The following is a 24,254-nucleotide window of genomic DNA, read 5'->3' as shown; positions in this document are numbered from 1 at the left end:
ATTTGGATTTTAACATAGAAAGCGAATTGATATAATCGTTTTACGATTACCAATTGGAACGAATTTTAGCTAACGCAATAAGAAAAAATTCGAAAATTCGAGAAATTCGTTGTTGCGCCGTCTGAGGCCAAAAAAATATTCGTTGTAAAGGCATAGCTCAGAGCCAAAGAGGCAAATGACACAAGTGAGGATTTACGCTCAGACGCGGTAACAACAAATTTCCCGAATTAACGAATTCATGTAATCGTATAACGATTACCAATTGGAACGAATTACGAAACGAATTTTGGAAAAATTCGAGAATTACCTCCCTTCGCTCGGTGGGGCTTCGCCGAGTCTCGGGAAATTACTTCCCTAAGGTCAGTGGGTCTACGACAAATCTCGTTGTTCTTTCTCCGCTGTCGCTACGAAGGTTTAGTTCGGAGGTAAAAAGAAAAGCCAAAACGGCAAAAATAATGTTGGATGGGTGTCTCTTTAGAAATTGCAGGATGCGAATGATTGCAACAAACTATATTGAAATCTACATCGTTCGTGGCTAAGACGAAAAGAATGGGCGAAAATACGCGATTCTCACGGTTCTAACGTAGATCTTTGATAGCCAACAGGTTAGCACAGAAAGAGGATCTTTGGGGCGGCGAGAAGAACTATCCGCGCTGCGAAAGATGCCTAACCGAGGTACGAAACAGGGTCTTTCGCGCCTCGAGACGTGGCGTTTCGAGGTGCGGTTAGGTAGCTATCGCAAGACGAAAGATGGCTAATGGTGAACGCTCAACGCAGATTTGAAACGGTGAGCTAAGAAAAACAACCATTTCGTTGTCTCTTTCAACGAAAAATGCCGCACAAATTATGCACCAAAATATCAAACAGAGCATATATTAACCCCAATCGGTCATTAGATTTGGGTTAAGATATGTAGGGAGTCATAACGATTATTACGGACCAACACGATCGCTCGTGGCCACCATTTGGTACAAAAAAACCCCGGCGCTGGAGCACCGGGGATTTTTTATAATTGTAATTCACTGCTTACCTGTGGGACCAAGTAAGCATGGAAATTTAGTTCTTAACGATGACTTTCTTGGTGACAACCTTACCGCTTGCAGACTTGCCGCGAAGGATGTTGATACCCTTCTGCAAGGTGCTGACACGGCGACCGTCGATGGTGTAGATCTCGTCGAAGCGAACCTTCTCGTCTGTGCCCACAGATGTGATACCTGTAGAAGTAGCGTGCTCGCTGTTCTTACCATAGTACCAGAGCTCCCAGTCTGAAGTTACCAACCAGTCAGCTGAGCGCAACTCGTTGTTAGCGAAACCGATCTGGAGAATACCAGTGTTGTTCACGTATGTGAAGAACTCCTTCTGGTAGCAGTTTGCGTCGAACACAACACGGGCGTTTGCGAGCGTGTTAGGCAAGAAGTAGTGCAAGCTGTCGGTATTTGTAGAGTCGATAGCCTCAACCCAGTTAGAACCTGTAGCAGAGAACTCGTCCTTGTACTCGCGAGTAGCCCACATGTAAGGAGCGATAGTGTCCATGTTAGCGAAGAGCTTAACACGGCTCACGTTCTCGATAGTATCGTTGATGAACTGCTCCCAAGCCTTCTTAGAACCAATCTGACGGAAGAATGTCTTCACCTTCACCTGATAGGTACCCTCGGGCAGACCCTCGATGGTCTGGTAGACAGTAGACTTAGCGTTCCAAATCTCACCGCAGTTCTGGCTGATAGCAAATGTGTTGCCCTCACCCTCGGTGTTCATGGTCTTCCAACCATCCTTAGCGGCGAAGGTCGGGTTCTGGATCCATATAGTGTAGTCAGCAGGAGCGGCGTCAGAGCCCTCGCGGACCCAGAGACCCTTGCGGGCGTCCTTCATCTCCTTCTGCTTAGCAGGAACGTCGAGGATAGCGATTGAACCATTCTCGATAGCGGCGGTAACCTCAGCGATCAGGGCGTTAGCCTTAGCGATAGCATCGGCCATTGAACCATCCTGGCTCTCAGCCTTCAGTGAGTCGAGTGATGACTGAAGAGCCTTGTAAGCGTTGATAGAAGCGTCGATAGTGTCGCCCAGGGCTGCCATGTCGGCATAAGCCTTCAGCATAGCGTCGACGTCAGAAGCAGCAACAGCCTCATCGGCAGCAGCAACAGCCTTGTTCATCAGAGCCTTCTCGTTGGCGCTCATAGCGTCCTCGATAGACTTATACTCGTTGGCCTTGGCCTCAACAACTGGCGAAACGTTGGCAGCGTCGTTACCAAGATACTGCATGGTGAAGTCGCGGAACACCATCCAGCGGTTGCCGTTAGCAGTCGGATCCTTAGCCATGATACCAATACGCATTGAACCACCCTTCTCAGTTACGAGACCTACAACAGAGTTGTTGTAAACGTCGGCGTCACGGTCCATCACAGTGTAGAAAGTAGCCATGGTGTTAGGAACAACCACGCCGTCCTCTACAGTCTCCCAGCTCTCCTGGTCGTCCTGTGCCTCAGTCCATGTCCAATCGAAGATGTTGTGAACCATCTGCTTCTGGGCACCCATGTAGATCCATGCGGGAACATCCTTCTTGCCCTCCTGGTAGTTCTTCCAAGACTCAGCGGCAGTACCGGGGCGCATCACAGCCTGAATGTTCAGCTTGTAAGCACCGGGCTGCAGACCTGTAATATCCTGATAGGTGTTGAAGTCGTGAGCCCACTCCTCGCAAAGACGAAGATCCTTGGTACCACCAGAACCGAAGGTAGCACCTTCCCAGCCTTCCTTCGACTGAGGCTGCTCCTTGTTGTTCTCCTTGGTCTCATCGTTAAACGTGGGGTTCGTAATGAGGTTTGTCACATCGTCGCCAGCAACGTAGCTGGTCTTAATAGCATAGTCGTAAGCGTCGTTAACCTTCACCATCATGGCCTGGATCTCCTCGTTGCTACCCTCAAGGGCGCCGAAGAATTCCTGTGCCTCAGCAACAACCTCCAAAAGCTTCTCGTTGTTAGACAGCTGCCACTGGGCCTCTTCAGCCTTGTCGATAGCGGCCTCAAGCTTCTTCCAAAGCTTAACATTTTCCTTCAGCTCATCGAACTTAGCCTTAGCGGCTGTGTACTTGTCGGCTGAGGTAGCCTTATCGGTAGCCTCAGCACCAGCGGTAGCGAGAGCCTTCACCTCTTCCATCAAAGAACCGGTGAACTTGGCCTCCTCATCCTCCTCGATAGCAGTAGCCTGCTTCAGGATATCATTATTAACATACTGGAAGGTCTCCAGGCTCTTACCCAAGCTCTCGAGCTTGAACTCGCGGAATACAGTCCAGTAGTCAGACTTAGTGGTGTCAGACATCAAGCCGATAGTTACATCGGTAGGCTCAGGCAACACAATAGAAATCAGGTTGTGGCCATTGAGCACACCGTCATTATCGTCGTCGTTAGTGAACCACTTGGCAGCCTGTTTACGGTTGTTGGCAGTGTCTGTAGGAACAGTAGCGATATCGATGGTGTCGTTGTTCACGAAGAACTTACCGTGCATGCCAGTACGAGTGAGGGCAACGCAGGTGAAACGATACACACCAGCAGGCAGCTGGTTGATAGTGGTCTTCAAGGTGTAACCCTTGTGGTTCCAGAACTCAGCCACACCGTCAGAAGAGTCTCCAACGTTAACCTTCTCACCCTTCATGTTGGTAACAGTCCAACCCTCGGGATTGGTCTGGATAGGAGTAGCGTTAGCGATGTACTTAGCTGTCAGGTTCTGAGGTTTGGTGGGAGAAGCGATGTTCTCGATAGCTTCTGACAGAAGGGTAGCCTCAGCCAATACAGCCTCAGCAGTGGCGTTCTCATCAGCCAACAGGGCAGCACCAGCTGTCACGTCGATACCGGCGGCAGAAGCCTGCTCTACAAGAGCCAGCAACTTACCCTTGGCGTCGGTAACGGCAACAGGCAGGAACACGAACTGGCAGTTCTCAGCAGAGTCGGCGTACACGCAGTCGTAGTAGAGACCCCATGTGATGCCGTTGCCCTTAGCCTGTGACTCATGACTGCGGTTCACACCCAGGTACTGACCATCGATGTGACCAAGCAGAGAGTCGGCGGCTGAAGACTCCTCAGTGAGCTGATAGGCCTCAGTGTTAGGAATAGAGAAACGATAAACGTTGCCACCTACATCCTCGATGGCCCATTTAGCGTCCTTCTCAATCCAACCGGTACTCCAGTCGACGAAGCAACCCTTTACGCCCTGGCCCATAATACCATCCTTAGGATGACGCCAAGCGCTGTTCATCTTGTGGTTGGTGGCATAGTTGGAATGCTTCCAACCCTTGGCATTGTTCTTGATCTGATAGGTGCCATCCTCAAACTGCTCAATGCAAACCTGAGCGGCACCTGACAGGGGAGACACGACAGCCTGTGCACCCCAAGCCTCACCTGAGCTGAAATAACGACCGGTTGCCACGTTCTGCATGTAAACCGTGTCGTTCAATGTGAGTGCCACTGGCTTGATTTTCACCGTCCAGTCGGCAGCCCATGCTGTCATTGCAGTAGTCGTCAAGACCACTAACATAGACAGAAAACGTAAACTTCGTTTCATAAGCTTTAGTTAAATAAAATAATTAAGTTGAATAATTAATTGAATTTGGTTTCTTATTAGTAGTATCGGCGGCTTATCGCAATAGTTTGCTTTGCCACCTTATTATATATAAGCCTTTATTACATCGGCTCATGGATTTCTCATTCCTTTGTCCCGTCATCACATCCTCCTTTCATTCTTTACAGTTGGGGAACCTCACATGGCCATCCGCCTGACATACTCTCTCACCTCCTGACGGGAGCGATAGAGCCTCGACTCCACAGCGCGATAACTCATGGAGAGCGTCTGCGCTATTTCCTCGTTGGTCTTGTCGGCATAGTGGCTGAGCAGATAGATCTGCCTGTTGGCAGGTGCCATGCGGTCGAGCGCGGTCTGCTCGAGGGCATAGAGCTCCTTGATGAGCACATGCTCGTCGGAGCTGCGATTATCGAATGCATCGGCCGTGAGCGTCTCAGTGAAGTGGCGGCGAATGGCGGCCCTGCGACGCAGGTAGTCGGTGCGAAAATGATAGGCGATGGTAGCGGTCATTCCCTCAATGGTCTCGGGCACCAACAAATCGAGCGACATCAGACGAAGAAAGACATTCTGGGCAAGGTCCTCACAATCGGCCTCGCACAGGCAAGCCTGCCGGAAGATGGCAAGGACGCTGCCCCACATCTTGCGGTAAGTCTGGTCTATCAGTATTACCCGGTTTGTCATTTGGTTCATTGAGTAGAATATTTAGGTGCTTGTGGGGGTTAAAGGTCCCACATTGACGACAGTAGGTTCGTTGCAGGTGCAAATATAGATAGAAAAAAAATCCTACCAAAACAAAAAGCAAAAAATGTTCCACTTTTTAACATTTGGGCCGCCTATTCACCAAAAAAAGGTCCCCGAGAGACCCTCTCGGAGACCTTTTTATGGTTAATTCCTATCTCACCGACGTTGGGGCGGTGAACGGAATGGTTGTTAAATAATAATTACTTCAAAACGATCTTCTTCGTGACGATGCGACCGTTGGCAGCCTTGCCGCGAACGATGTTCAGACCCTTCTGCAGGGCGTTGACGCGACGTCCGTCGACGGTGTAGATCTCGTTGAACTGGATGTTGCTGTCTGTACCAATCTCATCGATACCTGTGCTCTCAGCGTGGACGCTGTTCTTACCGTAGTAGTAGAGCTGCCAGTTAGACACCACGAACCAGTCTTGTCCCTTGTGGGCGTTGTTGCGGAAGCCCAGGCGGAGCACACCACTCTCGTTGACGTAGGTAAAGAAGCTCTGCGCAGGATAGTAGTTCATCTGGAACTGATACTCAGCGGCCTGGCGGTCGTTGGCGAAGTGGTAAGTAACAGCCATCAGGGTGTCGGCAGAAGTGTCGAGCACTGAGTCGACCATGTTAGAGTAGCCACCTGTGGTCCAGCTGTACGAATCGGGATCGTACTTAGAGCACCAGTAGGTCGGTGTGATGGAGTCGCTGTTGGCGTAGATGACGGCGCGCTTGCCATAATCCTCGATAGAGTCGCCGAGCAGATCCTTCCAAGCCTCATCGGCGCTGACCGGACGGAACAGGCTCTGCACACGCACCTCATAGGTACCCTCGGGCAGACCCTCGATAACCTGATAAACGTCGGCTGTGGCGTTCCAGATCTCCATGGTGTTGTACTGGATGCCAGGGTTGCCGTCGCCAGCTTTCTTGTTGACAGTCCAACCGTCCTGACTACCGTAGGTCGGGTTCTGGATCCAAGCAGTGTACTTGGTAGGATCGTCGTCGGATCCGGGCTGGACCATGAGGGCCTTCATGGCGGCTCTCATCTCCACCTGCTTGGCGGGAACGTCGGCCGCAGCAATGGTGCCGTCGTTGAGCATGGCCTTCACCTCGTTGAGGAGGTTGAGGGCAGAAGCCTTGGCCTCAGCGGTGGCCTTATCAGAGCCATCATACTGTGCCTGCAGCGAATCGTAAGTAGCGGTGAGCTCGGTGTAAGCCTTCATGGAAGCCTTGGCCTGATCCTCAGCGTTGGCAATGGCGGTAAACGCGTTCATCATGGCGTCACCATCGGTGCCAGCCGTAGCGGCCTGACCCTCAGCAACAGCCTTGTCGATGGCGACCTTGTCGGCAGCGGCCATCTTCTGGCCTACGAAGTCGGTCTGAGCCTCCTTGATCTTGTTGTCGAGCACAGGCTTGATATAGACAGGATCGTTGCCGAGGTACTCCAGGCGGAAGTCGCGGAAGATTACCCAGCTACGATCTGAGTGGTTCTCGATCTTGAAGCCGATAGGCATGCTGCCACCGTTCTCGGTAACCACGCCATACACCACGTTGCGGTAGTTGTTGTCGTAAGCGGGATCCTGCTCGCCATCGACGCTACCATTCATGGCCACATACGACTCGTCCATCGTGTTAGGCACGTAGAGAGGATCGTCGCCACCCACGTTGACCCAGTGGTTCTCGCGCGATACGGTGGTGATGCTCTCGGGGAAGGTGCAAGCGTAGATGCTCTTCACGCGCTGCTGCGTGAGGCCCATATAGATGTAGGCCTGTGTGAGCGAATCGCCATTGAGGTAAGCCTGGTAAGCGGCTGACGAAGCGGCTGACGGGCGATAGAAGGCCTGGATAGAGAGGCGGTAAGCACCCTTCTTCAGACCCTTGAGATCCTGGTGGATGTCGCAATCCAGGTTGTAGACCTCTGCCAGACGGGTATCGGTAATCCAACCGGCACCAATGACGTCGGCACCGATCCAACCCTTTTTGTTCTGGGGCTGTGTGTAAGTAGCCTCGGCGGTCTCATCGTTGAAAGTGGCGTTGGCGATGAGGTTCGTCACATCGTCGCCCACCTGGTATGAGTTGAGCTTAGCCTGCTGTAAAGCGTCGGCAATCTTCTTGATCATAGCCTGCAACTCCTCAGTAGAAGCGGTGCGAGCACCATGCATCTCGAAGCCCTCTTCGGAAGCGTCGAGCAACTCCTGTTGGTCAGAGTATTCGTTGTAGAAAGCCTCACTGGCGCCCTCAGCAGCCTTATAGAGCTCGATATAGGCGGCCACATTGGCCTTCAGGTCGGCCAAGCCTGCCTTAGCCTTGAGGTAAGCGTCGTAAGAAGCCTGCTTGTCGGAAGCGTCGATACCCTCCTGGGCAGCGGCCTTGGCGGCCTCGTAGACACTTTCCGTATAATTGAACGACTCGTCCTCGTTATCGGAGATGGTTGCCTCGATCTCAGGCAGAAGCTGTGAGCTGAGGTAACGATAGCTCTCGATGCTATTGCCCAGGTAGGTCAGGGTGACATTGTCGAGACCCATCCAGTTGGTGATGGTAGAGTCGGAAGCCAAGCCAATCTGCAGGGTGTCGGTACCTGCAAGGCTCAGGGTGATGGTGTAAGCGCGAGGATTGGCACGTGTGAGCAGCACCTTCTCGTCGTTGGCATACACATACTGCTTCTGGTGAGTGGCGTTGTCATCGTCGAGCGAAGAAACGAAGGCAGCGATTCCCACCTTATAAATGCCCTCAGGAAGGTTCTTCACCGTCTGATACATGCGGCCCTTAAAGTTAGACTCGTTCCAGTTCTCATAGAAGTAGTTGTTGAAAGCGCCCTCGTTGTTGGCTGCGGTTTCGGTCGACTTATTGGTTGCCGTACCTTTGTTTTTAGCGCCCGTAGTGGTCGTCCAACCCGAAACGCTATTGGCCTCGAAGTCGGCGTTCTTAAACATATGGGTCATGCTCATGGGATTCTCGGGAGTAACCGCAGCCAGAACCTTAGCCTTCAGGGCGTCGATAGCCTCGTTGACCTCCTGCAGGGTAGCGTTGGCGTTGTTGAACACAGCACCCTCGGCGCTGACATCCAAGCCACGGCTCTCTGCTTCTTCGAGCAAGGTCTTCATGCTTGTCTTGGCGGCATACACATCGTAAGCAGCCTTGGAGACGAAGCCCCACTGGCAGTTGGCTGCGCTCTCAGAGATGGGCACGTCGAAATAAACACCCTTCGTGACACCACCATTATTAGATGAGGCCCAGTTAGAAGCGTGATTCAACTGGACACCAAGGAACTGATCAGCATTGAAAGGATTCTTGTCAGCATCGACATCGCTGGCTGTCTCGGACATCTGGATGGTGTAGACATCACCTGCTACGTTGGCAATAGCCCATGTGTTGGCGTTGTCGCCACCATCAACAAAACAAGCCTTGACTCCTGAGCCCACATTGCCGTCACCATAGGTGCGGAAGAGATACTTACCTGAGCGGGCGGCGTTCTTCAACTTGAAGACACCGTCCTCAGAGGTCTTGATGACGACCCACTTCTCTGACGACAAGGAAGCTACGGCAGCCTGTGTGCCATAAGCCTCGCCACCAGCGATGAAACCTTGCTGGCCTACGTTCCAAACGTAAACCGTGTCGGCAGTTTTCGCAGAGCTCTCTGCAGGAACCATTGCGTGGAAAGCTGGTGTGGGAACAACCCAGTCAGCAGCAAACGCAGCGCCTGAACCCAGCATAGTCAGTGCGGATAATGCCAAAGTGCGGAAACTTTGCTTCATAAATTTAGTTTTTAAATATAATAATGATAGTTAAGTGATTACGCTTCACTGAGCTTGTCGCCATACAAGACGCTCACGCGCCAATGGCAACGAATTCAAATTTAATTCGGATAGTTAGGTGTGGCAAAGATACTCAAAAACTTGATAAACATCAAATAATTAAGGAGGAAAAACAGAAATATCAAAAATAAGTGTAATTTGATCAAAAACTCAAGGGCAAACAACCACGAAAGGTCCTGCATGGGGCAAAACGGAAGTCATCAGACTTGGATGCGACGGCATCGATCGAAGGGGCTTATCTTTGGGAAAGCCCCCCAAAAGGCGAAAGGTGCGCATCGCCAAACGAATGGCAATGCGCACCTTTTATAATAGGGTAAAAGGGGAAGCGATTACTTCACGACCTTACGACCAGTGTTGGTAATGAACACACCATGGCCCGTGGGGTTGACGCGGCGACCCTGGAGGTCGTAGTACTTCGTGGCCTTCTGCTGGTCGACGGTAGCACCCTTGATGCTGTTGGGAACAGCGATGGTGGTCTCGTCGAACTTCCAGATGGCGGCACCCCACTCGATGGGCTTGAGGATGACCTTCAGGAAGGCGTTGGGGTTGATGTACCAACCTAAGGCGCCTGTCTTGGCAATGATACGCAAGCCAAACTTCGAGGCGTCCTCGGCGCAGGTGAACTCATCGACCATCCACGAATAGGACGTGCCGGTCTTAATGGCAGCAGCATCGGAGACGGTGGCGGGATAAGCGGCCTTCTTGGTGAGCTTATTGATGAGCTCAATGGTACCGTCGGCGTTCTTCTTGACCTGCCACAGGTAACCATCTCCGTCGCCACTGGTGGCGGGAGCGATGTTGCCACTGGCGTCGGCCTTGGCGTAATAGTTGGTGAACCATGCGTTGCGCACCTTATAATACACATCCTCCTTCAAGGCGTCGATGGCCGAGAGGCGGGGCATGGCGAGGAACTGGGCGTAGATGTCGAAGAACTGCTTATAGGTGGCCTCCGACACGGCGCCTTCGGCCAATGCGGCCTTGGCTGGAGTGATAAGGCTCTCTGTCAGGAACTCGAGTGCCTCCTCGGTGGGCTCATTGGCCTTGCCGGGGTTGGCGGTGAGGATCAGGTGGTTGGCCTTCTTCACCAAGCCCTGGAGCTGAGCGGTGAAGTCGGTGACCTCTACGATGAACCATGTGCCAGGATAACAGACGGCGCCGTTGTTGCCGGTCTTGACATAGCCGGTGCAGTCGGCCGACAAGAGGGCGGTGGCGCTGGTGCCCAACGTGAGGGCACCGGGAACGTAGGTGTACTTGCCGCTGGCCTTGGTGGGCAACGCGATGGTGAGCATGGTTCCCTGTTCAGCGAGTGTGGCATTGGAGCCATTGGTCGTAGAGAGCACCAACTGTTGGTTCTTCAACACATTGGTGAGACGGAACGCATTGCCCTCGGCCTTAAACTGCCAGAGCTCCTCGGGCTCCACCTGCGGGGTGTAGTGGAAACGGATGTGCTGGCCGTCACAATAGGCAGTGGAACCGGCATACTTGGCCTTGTAATAGGTAGAGGCTGACACCAACAGATAGGTCTTACCTTCCTGAGGAAGGACGATGTTGGCTTGCTTGTAAGCGGCGATCTCGGCGGTCAGGGCTGTGAGCAGTGAAGCATCATCAACCTGACCCTTCAGGGCGTTGTAGGCAGACACGAGCTTGTCGTACTCCTCCTGGGCGGGGAAGCCCACCTGACCGGGCTTGGAAGCCTCGATGATGGCCTTAGCCTCGGTGAGAGCGGTCTCAGCCTCGGTGTAGTCGGGCTCTTCGAAATAATGGGTGGCGTAGGTCAATCCCTTGGCGTCGAGAATGTCGCGGTTGAGCTGCAAACGCTGGTAGAAATTGATGAAGCTTTTCTTGGAGGCAGGCAACCAACCGGTCTCGGAGAGCGCCAACAGACGGGGCAGGAGCTGATACTCGAGCTCGATGCTGTCGTTACAGGTCTCGGTCCACATGTTGCCTTGCACGCCCAAGCAATACTCTTCGCGGCCTGAAAGCGCGCCTGCGGGGTTGACACCATAAACAGTCTCAACGGTGTTGACCCAGTTGTCGCCCCAACCACCTTGGTACTTCTCATTAACATCGACGCGACTCAGGGGCACCTGCATCATATCGAAGTAAAGCGACTGGTAGGGAACGACGATGCTCATGAAGCCCTTGTCGGCGGCCTCCTTACTCTTGTTGATGTTGTTCCACGCCATGATGACAGGCTTCACGGTGTTGTCGCTGTTCCAATGGGCCAGGAGCTCATCCCAGCAAACTATGTCCTTGTTGTAGTTTTCCTTGAGGTAAATGCCGAGCTTCTCAACGAGCCACGACTGCAACTGGTTGACACCACTGAGGCCCTCCTGCTCCACGCGTTTGAGGCAGTCGGCGTTGTTACGCCACTGGTCGGTGGGGCACTCGTCGCCACCAAGGTGGATATACTGGAAGGGGAACACCTCGGCCACATGGCCCAGCACGCACTTAAGGAAATCGATGACCTCGTCCTTGCCCACGTTGAGCACATCCTTGGAGATGCCCCCATCGATACGCACCTCATAGTTCTTGGTGGGGTCGCAACTGAGCTCGGGGTAAGCGGCCACAGCGGCCACCATGTGACCAGGAAGGTCAATCTCGGGCATGATCTCAATGTTACGGTCCTTGGCATAAGCCACGATCTCACGAAGGTCGTCGAGAGTGAAGAACATGCCACGGCCATACTCGGTGTCGTCGAAGAAATGGGCGGAACCACCAGCATTGGAGAACGATCCCTTGCGAACGCTGCCTACGGTGGTGAGCTTAGGATATTCGGGGATTTCGATGCGCCAACCCTGGTCGTCGGTGAGATGCCAGTGGAAGCGGTTCATCTTATAAGAAGCCATGATGTCGAGCACGCGCTTCACCTCGGCCTTCGAGAAGAAGTGGCGAGCCACATCGAGCATATAACCACGATGGCCAAACTGGGGCTGGTCGGCAATAGCGACGCAGGGCACGCTCCAATCGAGATCGAGGGCTGCCTGGGTGCCATAGATGGCGTGGGGCATGAGCTGCTTCAGGGTTTGCAGCGCATAGAAGAAGCCAGTGGAATCGGCGGCGGTGATGCGGATGCCCTCTGCGGTGACGTTGAGGGTGTAAGCCTCATGGGCCAGCGAAGCATCGGTTGTCATGAGGATGGCACTTGTGGTGGCAGCGGCATTGTTGACGCTCAGCGTGATGCCAGCCACAGCCTGAAGCTGCTGGGCGAATTCTGTGGCGTAACGTGTGGTGGGCTCATCGACCGCCACAATGCTAACGAGAGAACGGAGCGGAAGGGTGCCCTCGTTGCGCGTTACACTGGCGGGATAAGGAATGAGGGGCAGCGGACTGACGCCAGACAGCTCGTCGGCATCGACAAACAGGAAGGGCTGGTTGCCGTCGGCGCGGTCATTCCAAAGGCCAATCTCCTTGCCAACGCCTGCTCCACCCCACTGGTTCATATAGACGCCAGTGTTGTTCTTGAGTGAGAGCACCCAACCACGGTCTTTGTAGGTGGTATTGGTCGTGGTTTGCCAAACGAAACGTTTGTTGTTGTTGGGATGCGTGCCAGCACGGAACATGCCATTGGTCGAAGCCGATGTGGTGTAGAGTTGCAGGCCGTTCTTGCTGATAAGGGTGTAACCGCTATTGGAGCTACCCTCAATCTTCCAAAGCTGAGAAGCCTTACCCGTGGGAATGCCCACATGCACGTTGGTGCCATCGGTGGATGCCTCAAGCACGCCCTCGCCATTGAGGAACTGAAGCAGGTACCAATGCGTTTCAACGGAGGTGCTCACCTTCGGTTCGACAGGTGCGGCTTGCAAATGCAAAACGCCCATGAGGAACATGAGCAACGTAAGTAATTTTTTGGTCATAAAGTTAGGTTTAACGTTTGGTTAGCAGTGGTATGATTAGGTAGTAGGCAAGCGGTGGCGGATATCTGCCCACAACACTTGTGGTTGTCGGTTACCTTCGCTCAAATTGACGCTGCTAACACCGCCAAAACAAACAAAGCCGAAACTTGAGGCAAAGTTAAAAAGAATTTCTCACATAGCCCCCACCCTTTTCATCTTTTATAAACCATACCCACAAAAAACATCATAACAACAGGCAGGATGCGCACTCATGGTCTCCGTCACTGAGAAAGAACCGGTATTCGTTTGAGAAATTGGTAGAATAAAAATCCCTGCCGGCTTTGCACCGACAGGGATCATTATGAAGAGAAGTTGAAGTTTAGTTGAACGGCAAGAACCAGTTGCGCTCCTGAGTCAGGTCGATGACCGGATTCTTGAACGCAAGCTTGCGAGCCAACCACATGCCACCATAGTTGGCACCGCCAAAGTCGGCAGCATTCTTGTGGCGAGCGATACGCGTGAGGTCGCCGAAACGGTTGCCCTCGAAAGCGCTCTCGAGCGCATACTCATCGCAGATCAGATCCTCAACAGCGTCGATGGCAGCAGGGCCATAGAGGAAGGTGCTATCAACAGCACCACTCTCGAGGTTGCCAAGCTCAGCACGCTTCTTCATAATCATAAGAGCATACTGATAACTTGAATACTGGCCCTCAACAGCCTCACCGCAACCACGTGAGTGGATACCAAAGTTACCCGGAGAAGAGGTGGTTTGAGCGCTACCCGGAATGCGAGAGAAGTAATAGTTGTACTCGTTAGACAAGAACGGGATCGTGGTTGTGAGCATGGTACGCGTGGTGTCGCGCAGATAACCCGATGCCACATGGGTGAGCGAGTCGACCGTGTAAGTGGCGCTCTGCAACTGACCATAGCCAATACCGTCCTTCAGGATGGCGAAGGCTGCATCGGGATAACCCATACGGTTGAGAGCCTCTGCCAAACGCAGGTATACAACACCAGCACGATAGATGTTGATGTTTCCACTCTTGTACTTCTGCATAAGGAAGAACGTAGAGTCGGTCTTCGTCACAGACAACAGTGTGTACTGACGACGCATGTCGCCCAGAGGCACCGCTGACACCGTCTGAGAATTAGAACCTTCAGGCTGGTAGTAGTAGTCCTGCTTATTAGACAGGTTCATATAGGCTGACGAGGGATCGATCTGGCGTTCCAACACATACTGGGAAGTGGGATTATAAACACCTGTACCCTGGAAAATAGAGGTCGTATCCACTTCGGTTGTGTAGTAGTCCCAACCAAAGAGCTTAGGCAGATTGGTGGTGGTACCACGCAATGAGTTGACACCCATAGGAACATAGGTAATCACATCCTTACTCTGCGTAAGTCGGAAGGCTCCACTCCAAGTAGAATACATTTTGGGGTAAGTCATATCAGAAGGAAACTTCTGATTGTTGGGGTAAGTGTAACCGCGAGCAGCCACAACCATGTAGTTGCCAGTGGTGAGATGCTGGTCGCGGATGTAATTCCAATAGCTCTTGGCAGCCTTCTCATACTGGTTGGTCTCAAGATACATGTCACCCAACACCAAGTCGACAGGGAACATCGTCTGCTTGGTGACAACGTCCTTCTGCTCACCGGCGTTGGTCTTACCGGCATCGATTGTACCATAGTTAGGCACCCCGATGCCACTGAACTTCTCGAGCTCAGGAGCCAAGGCGTCGACGATGCCACGCAGATCCTTCTTCACACCAGCAGATGCTTCCTCAGCCTCAGAGATTGAGGTGATGGGGTTGGTGAAGAAAGGCACGGTGCCGTAGATCTTGGCCAGCTGCATGTAAGCCCATGCACGGATGCTCAGCGCCTGTGCATACTCCATGCGAGCCACAGGGCGCGAACCCGTCATCAGCGTGGTGTCGCGGTGAGCAACATAGTAGTTACAGTTGTTGATGACACGGTACCACACATAAGCAGAATCGTACTTGTTGGAGGTATCGTATGAGAAGTTGTAGAGCTCACGCAGGTCGGTCTCCGTGTAGTGGTTGGTGGCCGTGAGGTCACCGCGCATCTCACCGACCAGCACATACTGGTCGATGGCTTGCTGCACACCCTTGAGGATACCTAAGGTGTAGAAGATGGAGTCCGTCTTCTGGTCGAGTGCAGGATTGAACACCTGCCTATTTGACTCCGTCTCCATCAAATCCTGACAGCTCGAGAAAACCAAGAGGCTGCAAAGATAGAAAGGCAGAAGGGCCAAACCCAAACCTTTAAATCTGAATGTATGATTGAATGTTTTCATTGTTATGAAATCTTTTTGGTTCGTAGAGAGTTACAGGTTGATACGGAGACCGAATGTGAACGTGCGGCTGAGAGCCACGTTGCCCGGATCGATACCCTGGTAGAGGACGCTATTGGTAGCCGAGAACTCAGGATCGCCACCCAGATAGTGGGTAAGTGTGAAGAGATTGTCGGCCTGAGCCCAGATGCTGAGACCCTGCAACCAAGAGAGGTTTACAGGCACCTTATATGTAAGGTTCAGAGTCTTCAGACGCAGGTAGCTGCCATCCTCGATCCAACGGTCGCTGAAGCGGCTGTTGCCCATGGGGTCGTTGTAGTTGAGGCGAGGCATATCGGTCTGCTGACCCTCGTAGCGCCAACGGTTGTTGACCGCTGTGGTCTGATTCCAGAAGTTGCTGCCACTCTCGAGCAGTGAACGCTGGTAGTTGAACACGTCGTTGCCGAGGCTGTAGTTGAAGCCAAGGCTCAGCGTGAAGTTCTTCCACATCACGTTAGCGAAGATGTTACCATAGATATCGGGGTTGGGGTTACCGATGATGGTCTTATCGGCCTCGCTGATCTGACCGTCACCGTTCAGGTCTACGAAGTGGACGTCGCCAGCCACGAAGTTCTTGTGAGCGCCCGTAGCGTCGACCATGTAGAGATAACCGTCCTTGCCTGCGGCCTTGGCCTCAGCGTCGTTAGAGAACACGCCTGCCGTCTTGTAACCGTAGAACACGCCTGCAGCCTGACCGATGATGGTAGCCACGTTGTCGATGCCATAGACGCTGCTGGTGAAACCAGAGACGCTCTGCTGACCGTCAACCCAAAGCTTCTTATCGTTAGGCAGCGACTTGATCTTGTTGCTGTAGTGACCCAGGCTTGCACCCATCTCGATGTTGAAGTCCTTCGACACAACAGGCTTACCGCTGAGGGCAACCTCGAAACCAGTGTTGTCGAGCGAACCACCATTGCTCCAGTAGTTGTTGATACCGGCAACAGGGTTGTTGAAGCTCTTCAGGGTGAGCAGGTTGCTGGTGTGGTGCTTATAGAAGTCGAAGCTCAAACCAACGCGGTTGTTGAAGAGGTACGACTGCAGACCAACGTTGAACTTACCTGTCTTCTCGTAAGAGATCTTATCGTTACCGATGTTGCTGAGCTGTGCATAGTTGGCACGGTTCAAGTAAGTACCGACAGTGAACGAGGTGCGAGCGGCATAGTTGTTGATGTCGTCGTTACCGCTGATGTCGTAACCGGCGCGAACCAACAGGTAGTTGATAGCGTTGGTCTTGGGGAACCATGACTCATTGGTGACGTTCCAACCCAACTGGATGCTGGGGAAGATGCCCCACTTCACACCGAAGAGGCCAAGGCCCTCAGAGTTCTCACCAAAGCGGCTGCTTGTCTCAGCGGCCAATGTGGCGTTCAAGAAGTAACGGTTGCGATAGTTGTAGTCAACATTAGCATACCATGTAGCCGACTTCCATGTGTCGTCGACACCAGTAGCCTCGGTGTAAGTCATGTTGGCCGAGATGTTCGGCTGCTTATCGTTACCACCCGTGGTGTACTGACCGGTAGGATTGCTCGTGTCGTAAGCGAACGACGTGAAACGGAAACCACCGTAGATGTCGAGGAAGTGAGCACCCAACTGCTTGGTCCACTGCAGGCGTGTGTCACTCATGACGCTTGTCTGCTTAGAGAAAGCCGACTTACTCATGTTCTGCACACGACCCAGGCCCTCGATCAGGAAGGTGGGCATGCCGTTGATAGGACGATAGTAGCGCTGAGAGATACGATCAAGCGTATAGTTGAAGGTCTCCGTCAACTTCAAGTCTTTGGTGAACTGATAGGTCGGAGCGATCACAGCGTAGAACTGAGTGTTCTCCACGCGGTTCTTGTTGATGGCCTCACCATTGGCCAAGAGCGCGGTGGGGTTACCCAGCGTCAGCGTCTCATCGATACCGGTCAGGAAGTTGTCGGCACCAGCGAGCGTGCTTGAAAGCTTACCGTTGCTGTTGTAGGTGTACGGGCTGAGGATAGGAGCCTTGATCAGACCGAGGAAGATCGGTGATGACACAGGACCTGCAGTGAGATCCTCGGCTGCACCATTATCGAACACGTCGCGGTTGAGCTTCACGAAGGCCATGTCGAACTTGGTAGTCAGGTTCTTGATGACGTTGATATCGGTGTTGAAGCGCACGTTCAGACGGTTGAATCCGTTCTTACGAGCTGTGCTCTGCGCGTCGGTGTAACCAAGCGAGAGGTTATACATACCAATGTTATCACCACCCTGCACGTTGATGGAGTAGTTCTGCGTCATGGCAGTGTGATAAACCTCCTTCGACCAGTCGGTGTCGTTGTGGTACATATTATAATAGTAGCTCTTGGGATCATCGATCAAGAAGCCGATGTGATCGGGAGTCACCTTGCTGCTGATGTTCGGATAGGTACCGAGCATCTCAGAGGCATACAGGCGATACTCCGAAGCGTTCATCATATCGGGCAACTTAGGCATGGTGGTGACACCTACGCCGATGTTGGCATCGATACGAGTGGCCATAGAGTGACCGCGCTTGGTGTTGATGAGGATAACACCATTACCACCCTTGGCACCATAGAGAGCCGTTCCGTTCTTCAGCACCTGCACACTTTCGATATCATCAGGATTGATGTTGAGCAACAGGTTGTTGAAGTCACCATAGTGAATCATCGTACGGGTAGACTGCATGTCGCGCACAATGCCGTCGACCACAAAGAGAGGCTGGGCATTGGAGTTGAGCGAGTTGAGACCACGGATGAACATGGCGCCACCGTAGCCAGGACCGCCATTGCGGGTGATGGTGCGAACGTCGGCACCCATGATGTTCTGGATATCGGTCTCCACGCTCTGCGACGTGGTGTGCTTCACAGTCATGGCACGATCAGCAAGAATATCGGTGCTGGTGCCATACATCTTACCGAAGTGGTCGGCAAGCATCTTCACCGTAACGCCTTCCTTGCTCACAGGAACCTGCTGAGAGAGGAACTGCGGAGCGTGGAAATAAAGAGCCGTAGCGAAGGTAGGCACCTTAATGGTGAACTCACCCTTCTCATTGGTCATGGCTGCGTAATGAATATCATTGAGTGTCTGGACCTGGATACCTGCCAAGGGCTGGTTGGTGACGGCGTCGACCACCGTACCTTTCACCTCCATGGTAGGATACTTGTCCTTCCTTACGACAGGCGCCTTCTTCTTGACAACAACGGTCTCAGCTCCATCATCATAAGTGGCATCATCCTGAGCCATGGCCGGTAAGCCCATGGTTGAGGCAAGGAGGATGCTCAAGCAAAGAATATGGTTTCTTTTCATTTTCATACAGATTTAAAAGTGAGACTTAATCAATTTCATGTTGATATTTGTATCCAGGATGCTCCTTGATGTAGTTGTCGAGATCCTTCGGCACGAGCATGATGTAGTCGATGCGGAGGTTACGGTCGTACGGGCTCACGTTCGGTTTACCCGTGGCGCGGCTGTTGATACGAATGTAAGGAGCATAAGATGCCTGTGTGATGTTGCTGATACCTGTGCCGTAATAGCAGAGGGGGAATGTGAAGTCGCCCACATAGACGGTGTCGACCTTCGTGATGTCGCTTTGGAACAACGATTTCGTACCCACCTTCAATACCTGCTCCTGGGGCTTACCCTTCAGGTCGTTGTAACCCATGGTAACCTGCACGATGTTAGGACGCACATTGTCGGTGTAAGTGCTGGCGTTGATGTTCTCAGGAACGAAGCAAACATAAACCGCATACGTTGTAGAGCGCACCTCCGGGAGGTAGAAGATGGCCTCGGGGTTAGAAGCCGGAGCTGACGGTGTGACAGTCAGGTAATAGCCGTTAGACACATTACCCTGAATGTCGGGATTCTGCTCAGCCTTCGAGATGGGCACAATCGTCGTTGCACCAGCATTGTACGACTTGGCTGCACCATACTCACCCTGAATCTTAATGATGGGGTTGTAGGTAAGCCAAGGACGTAAGCGGAGCGAATCGGTGAGCCACATGCTACCATTACTCTTATCAATGCGTCGGGCACCTGCAAACATGTCAGAAGCGTCGTTGCCATAGAAGATAGAGCGGTCGGTGTTGACCAGCGAGTCGACGCTGAGCTGATCGCCGGTCTGCAGATCATTGAGCACACGATTGTGGTAAAGGTTGTTGTTGAAGAACAGGTCCTTACAAATCATGTAATGAATGATAGAGTCGTTGAGCAGATCGAAATCGAGGTTGGTAGAACCCGTATCAAAGTTCTCTGCAGTGGCCTTCTTCAAGTTAGTCTGCGGAATGTCCTTCACGAATGTGAACGGCTTGTAATTGAAGCAGCTCTTCACAGCCTTGTAAGCCTTCTGCCAGGCCTCGTCGGAGGGCAGCAACATGGTGTAGTTGGAGTCCTCAAGATGGATCATGGCTTTGTGCAGATAGAGCAGTATGTTCTTCTCCACGAACACTGAGTCGAGATAGGTCAGACGACCATCGACCACAGGACCCTTCACGCTATTAGCCTCATCCAAGACCTTCTGGTCGTAGTTGTGGAAATAGCGGCTGATAGAGTCGATAGGCAACGCCATAGAGTCGAGGCTCTCGAACAGGTTGGCCATGTAATTCACCATACCGTTGGTGACATGGAGCATACCGTTGGACGAAGCCACGTTAGGCGAGACGACCTCCACACCATTGAACGTATAGGTGCCATTGCCTAAGAAAGGCATCACCTTCTTGTTGAGCATGGTAACAGCAGCGTCGACACTACCCGAAGCGGGATAGTTGAAACGAGCCACGTGGTTCATGGCGAAGTGCTGCTTCAGGTTGTTAAGGGGCAGCGCATTGAGCGAGTCGTAATTGAACGTGCCGTTGAGCGGCGCCCAAACCGTATAGGTCTGCGTGGTGTTGATCACCTCGTCATAGCCAGCCTTGTGCATGAGGTCGGCAAACTGAGAGAGGTTGGCATTGGCCTTAACATTCTCCCAAATGGTTTCTGAAGCCGAACCACTGACGCCATTGTTGTCGTAGTGGTCGTCCCAGTCAGAGCAAGCCGTGGTCATGGCCCCCGCTGCGAGGAAGGCCATGGCTACTGCTGCATTTCTGTATATCTTGTTATTTTTCATCTGTTATGATTTTGAAGCGGTTTAATACATGTCCTCCAGGTAACGAGAGTTGTTGTATATGTAAGCCGGAACGATCTCAATGTAGTCGAGATACGGCTGCCACTGGTCGCCCTCAAGCACCGACTTGATTCGGAGCCAGTTGTCGCCCTGCTTCAGCTCGTGGCGAGTAACGATGCGGCGGATGTTGTTGTTCAAGCCACGCATCGGAGTGGTACCAGACTTTGTTGTGAAGTAGAGCGGACCACGCATCCAACCGAGGTTACGCATTGACTTATCGCTCTCAACACCGAGGTCCTCGAGAAGCGTGTACTGACACCAACCCGTAGAAACGTCAGGAGTACCATCCTGGTTCTGCTGAGGAATGAGTCGCTCGTCAACAGGGATGTCGAGGGCTTCCATCTTGGTACGGTTGTTGGTTCCCTCACCGAGGTAGAACTGATACATACCACGCTGAGCGTTGGTAGACAGACCCAGACGGATCTCGTAAACGCCATCGGGAACAGGAGGCAGACGGAAGGCCACATCGTAAGTACCCTTACCGTTGAACTCATCGCCCTGGTAGTTGTACCAGCTGCTGGCACCGGGGAGGTAGAGCAGACGCGTGTTCTCGCCGTTGTAAAGAATCAGGTGCTCAGGAGAGAAGTCGGTAGGAATACGAACATAGTCGCCCGAGAGGTTACCGTCCTTACCCGACACACCATCGTTGAGCGCCTTGACCTCCTCGTAAGTGGGGCAACGGAGAGAAGCCGACATCATCTCAGGAATCAGGGCCGTGAAGTCTATACGGATACGCTCATTGAGCACACCCTTCGGAACCCACTCCTCGTATACCATCATATCAGAGATCGGATGGATGTAACCATTCAGCGCCTGGATGTTGTTCTTCATAACCTCGATACCGGCGTGGCCTTCGACCACCTGGTGGATACCATCGGAACCCAGCGCAGCGATCTGGTCGGTCAGCGTGTTGTTGGCCTCGTAACGGTTGATGAAGATCTTACCCGCAGCCACCTTGGCAGAGCGGAGCGTCTTGAACAACGTCTTAGGCAACATGGTCTCCCAATAGTCGTAGAGAGGCACACCACTCACCTCGTTGTAGCTGGTCACCAACTTGTTGTAAGGCACACGCAGCTTGGCGATGTGGTAACGCAGGAACATGTTCAAGCAGTTGTAAGGGCTGTGATAATCGTCGCCCGTGCTCACCTTCACACCCTTGTTGCGATAGTAGTCGTACCATCCTGTACCCGGGTCAGCGCAATGCTCATACACGCGGTTGGCGTAAGCGATGAGGTCGTTGATGTCGTTGATGCCATGCTTCTTGAGCACCGAGTCGGTCTCAGCGAAGATGGTGTAACCGAGGACGGCCTTCTCAGGGCAATAGAACTTATAGGTAGCTGCGTTCGAGGGAACGGTGGTCTTGCGTTCCACGTCGAGGAGCGAATCCTCAAGACCCGTGAGGTCGATGGCAGCCTTCCAGATGGTGAACAGGTCGGGATGGTTGCTCATCTCACCCGTTACCAACAAGTTGCTTCGGCGAAGCACGTTGTCGACGATGTGGATCACACCATTCTCCATCTCGTTATCCATCTTGGTAATGAGCGAGTAGGAGTTGACAACCGTTCTACCCGACACCGAGTCGATGCTGGTGTTGACGTCGCGTCCGAGCATGGTGCGGATGGTCATACCGTTCTGCATGTTGATGGCCATCACCTCAGAGGCAGCGAGGTGGAACTTGGCGATATCGTTGCAGAGCGAGTCGCTCAGACCCTCAAGGCCGGGAGCGGTCATACCGTTGTGCTCAATCTTACAAGAAGTGTCAGCGTACAGGCTGTCGATGTATGCCATCACAGCCTCGTTGGTAGGAGCGAAGCACGTGTAGGTACCGTATGCAGACAGGATCTTATCCATGCCGGCACGCTTGAGGATATAGTTGAAGTTGCTGAAGGAATCGGGGCGGTTGGCCAGGTAACTCTCAATGGTCTCACCGGTGAAGGTGTAGAGGTTATCCTCGTCAAGATCCTCCTTACAGCTGGCCACAAAAAGCAGCGCGGGCAACATCAAAAGTGCAGCCAGTCTGCATGCAAGCTTATGATATACTGTAGTGTTCATTGTCTTTAGTTTTTACTTGAGGTTTCATTATCCGAATAGACCGGGTTCTGCTTCAGTAAGAGGTTCACGTGAATCTCCCGCCTTGCGATAGGCCAGTAGAGGAACGGCTCGGTCTTCATCTTGTAGGCCACGGCGTCGCCACCGGTATCGTACTTACGCACGATGACGCTGGTGAACTTACGGGGCAGTGTAGGCCATGTGGTGACATCAGCCAACTTCTGACGGCTGTTCACGCCATCCATGTGGCGATAAGCGTAACGCACCAGGTCGAACCAACGCTTGCCCTCGAAGCAGAGCTCGCGCTCGCGCTCGCAGAGCACCAACTCTTCCATACCCACCTTCGACTTGAAGTCGGTGAATGTCAAGGTATCCTTGGCAGTCTGCAACATAGAACGCTTGTTGACGGTCTGAACGAGGTCGAAAGCGCTACGAAGCACAGACGAAGAGTCGTTGGTAGCCGTTTGCACCAGAGCCTCAGCCTTCATGAGCATCACGTCGGTAAGACGGTACACAATCCAGTTGCGCTGGTAGGCGGGGAAGTTGTTACCAGTCTTCTCTTCACCCTTGTTACGATTTTCGATATCAGTGAGATCGCCACGTCTTGAAACGAACTTACGGATCTCCAGCTGCAATGCCTCAGCACTGTTAGCCAAGTATACGTTGTTCCACATACGGTAGTCGTTCTTGCTATGGTAAATCTTGGTACCAGAGAGCGAGTTGGCGTCAGCGCTGGGCGAGTTAAAGAGCTGCGAAGCCTCCACATTACCGCTGGCATCGTGCTGGCCTTCAGAACCCGACATATCATAATAGTTCTCCAGGGCCGTGTTAGAGTTGTGGTCGCCATCGTACTGCCACTCCAAGATACTCTCAATAGAGTTGTTGTTGCTTAACATAGACGACACGAAACGACCATCGGTGAGATGGTACTGGTCGGCATCAGCACCGCTGACCGACGCTCCGTGATTCTCCCTATAGTACTCATCCTTCGACTTGATGACCTTATCGGCATACTCGATGCAGCTCTCATAGTCGCTCTGGTCGTGGTTCATAGAGGCGCGCCAGAGATAGATGTCGGCCAAAATGGCGTACACAGCGTCGCGCGTGATGTAACCCTTGTTACGCCAGTTGTTATATCCGTAAGCGCCTGAGCGCATCACAATCTTCTCAGCCTCCTTGAGGTCTTTGATACAGAACGTGAGCACGCTATCGGGGCACATCTGAGCCACCTGCATCTGCTGGTCGTCGTCCTCGTAGCTCTGCGTAGTGTAGGGCACGTCACGGAAAGCGCGAACGAGATAGAAATAGCAGAGTGAGCGCAGGGCCAACATCTGTCCGCGAACGGCGTCATAGTCGCCCTGTGTGAACTCAGGATCCTCGTCCATCACGCCAGCAGCGTGGTTGAGGACAATGTTACAACGGTTGATGACGTTGTAGAAGCCCGACCATGAGTTGTAGCCGTTAGAAGGCAATAGGTTCATGGCCAACACGTTATCGATCGTGTTGTTAGACAAGCCATTACGCTTGACCAACTCGTCAGAGCGCAATGCTCCCCACACGATGCAACGCTCCGTCACGTTATAATCGATCATGGCAGCATAGGCGCCCGTGACCATCTGGTCGACATCCGCCTTCTTCTTCCAGAAGTCCTCAGCCACCGTCTTATCCGTGGGGTAAATGGTCAGGAAGTCGTTGCACGAACCCAACGTAAGGACCGCGCAAGCTCCCAACACCACCTTACTAAATATATTATTAACTTTCATAAG

At 52.7% G+C, this 24,254-nt stretch carries 9 protein-coding genes; all 9 read right to left on the bottom strand.

Translation table 11 applies throughout. The features are described from left to right. Positions 1–1,056: 1,056 nt before the first annotated feature. A complete protein-coding gene (locus tag KM934_RS06450) occupies positions 1,057–4,551 on the bottom strand; it encodes a hypothetical protein (protein WP_215759805.1) in 3,495 nt (1,164 codons plus the stop codon). 195 nt (positions 4,552–4,746) lie between these two features. Further along, entirely contained in the window at positions 4,747–5,250 is a 504-nt protein-coding gene (locus KM934_RS06445) for an RNA polymerase sigma factor (RefSeq protein WP_215759804.1), read from the bottom strand. Positions 5,251–5,510: 260 nt separating this feature from the next. Then, positions 5,511–9,050, bottom strand: coding sequence for an RICIN domain-containing protein (locus KM934_RS06440; protein ID WP_215759803.1), 3,540 nt, complete (start codon positions 9,048–9,050; stop codon positions 5,511–5,513). Between the two features lie 389 nt (positions 9,051–9,439). Next, positions 9,440–12,967 carry a family 20 glycosylhydrolase gene (locus KM934_RS06435; protein ID WP_215759802.1) on the bottom strand — a complete coding sequence of 1,176 codons (3,528 nt, stop codon included), beginning with the start codon at positions 12,965–12,967 and terminating at the stop codon, positions 9,440–9,442. Positions 12,968–13,325: 358 nt separating this feature from the next. Continuing rightward, the gene (locus tag KM934_RS06430; RefSeq protein ID WP_215759801.1) at positions 13,326–15,260 is read right to left on the bottom strand and encodes a RagB/SusD family nutrient uptake outer membrane protein; all 1,935 of its coding nucleotides are present in this window, start codon (positions 15,258–15,260) and stop codon (positions 13,326–13,328) included. Between the two features lie 30 nt (positions 15,261–15,290). Beyond that, positions 15,291–18,587, bottom strand: coding sequence for a SusC/RagA family TonB-linked outer membrane protein (locus KM934_RS06425; protein WP_215759800.1), 3,297 nt, complete (start codon positions 18,585–18,587; stop codon positions 15,291–15,293). Between the two features lie 25 nt (positions 18,588–18,612). Continuing rightward, positions 18,613–20,382 (bottom strand): fasciclin domain-containing protein, encoded by a 1,770-nt coding sequence (locus KM934_RS06420; protein ID WP_215759799.1) that lies wholly within the window; start codon positions 20,380–20,382, stop codon positions 18,613–18,615. 21 nt (positions 20,383–20,403) lie between these two features. After that, positions 20,404–22,491, bottom strand: coding sequence for a fasciclin domain-containing protein (locus tag KM934_RS06415; RefSeq protein WP_215759798.1), 2,088 nt, complete (start codon positions 22,489–22,491; stop codon positions 20,404–20,406). Between the two features lie 5 nt (positions 22,492–22,496). Continuing rightward, complete coding sequence (locus KM934_RS06410; RefSeq protein ID WP_215759797.1) at positions 22,497–24,251, bottom strand: RagB/SusD family nutrient uptake outer membrane protein; 1,755 nt, start codon at positions 24,249–24,251, stop codon at positions 22,497–22,499. Between the last annotated feature and the right edge of the window lie 3 nt (positions 24,252–24,254).

Origin of the sequence: Hallella faecis, assembly GCF_018789675.1 — a bacterium.
GTDB classification, from domain to species: Bacteria; Bacteroidota; Bacteroidia; order Bacteroidales; family Bacteroidaceae; genus Prevotella; species Prevotella faecis.
This window is presented reverse-complemented; position numbering and strand designations above follow the sequence as displayed.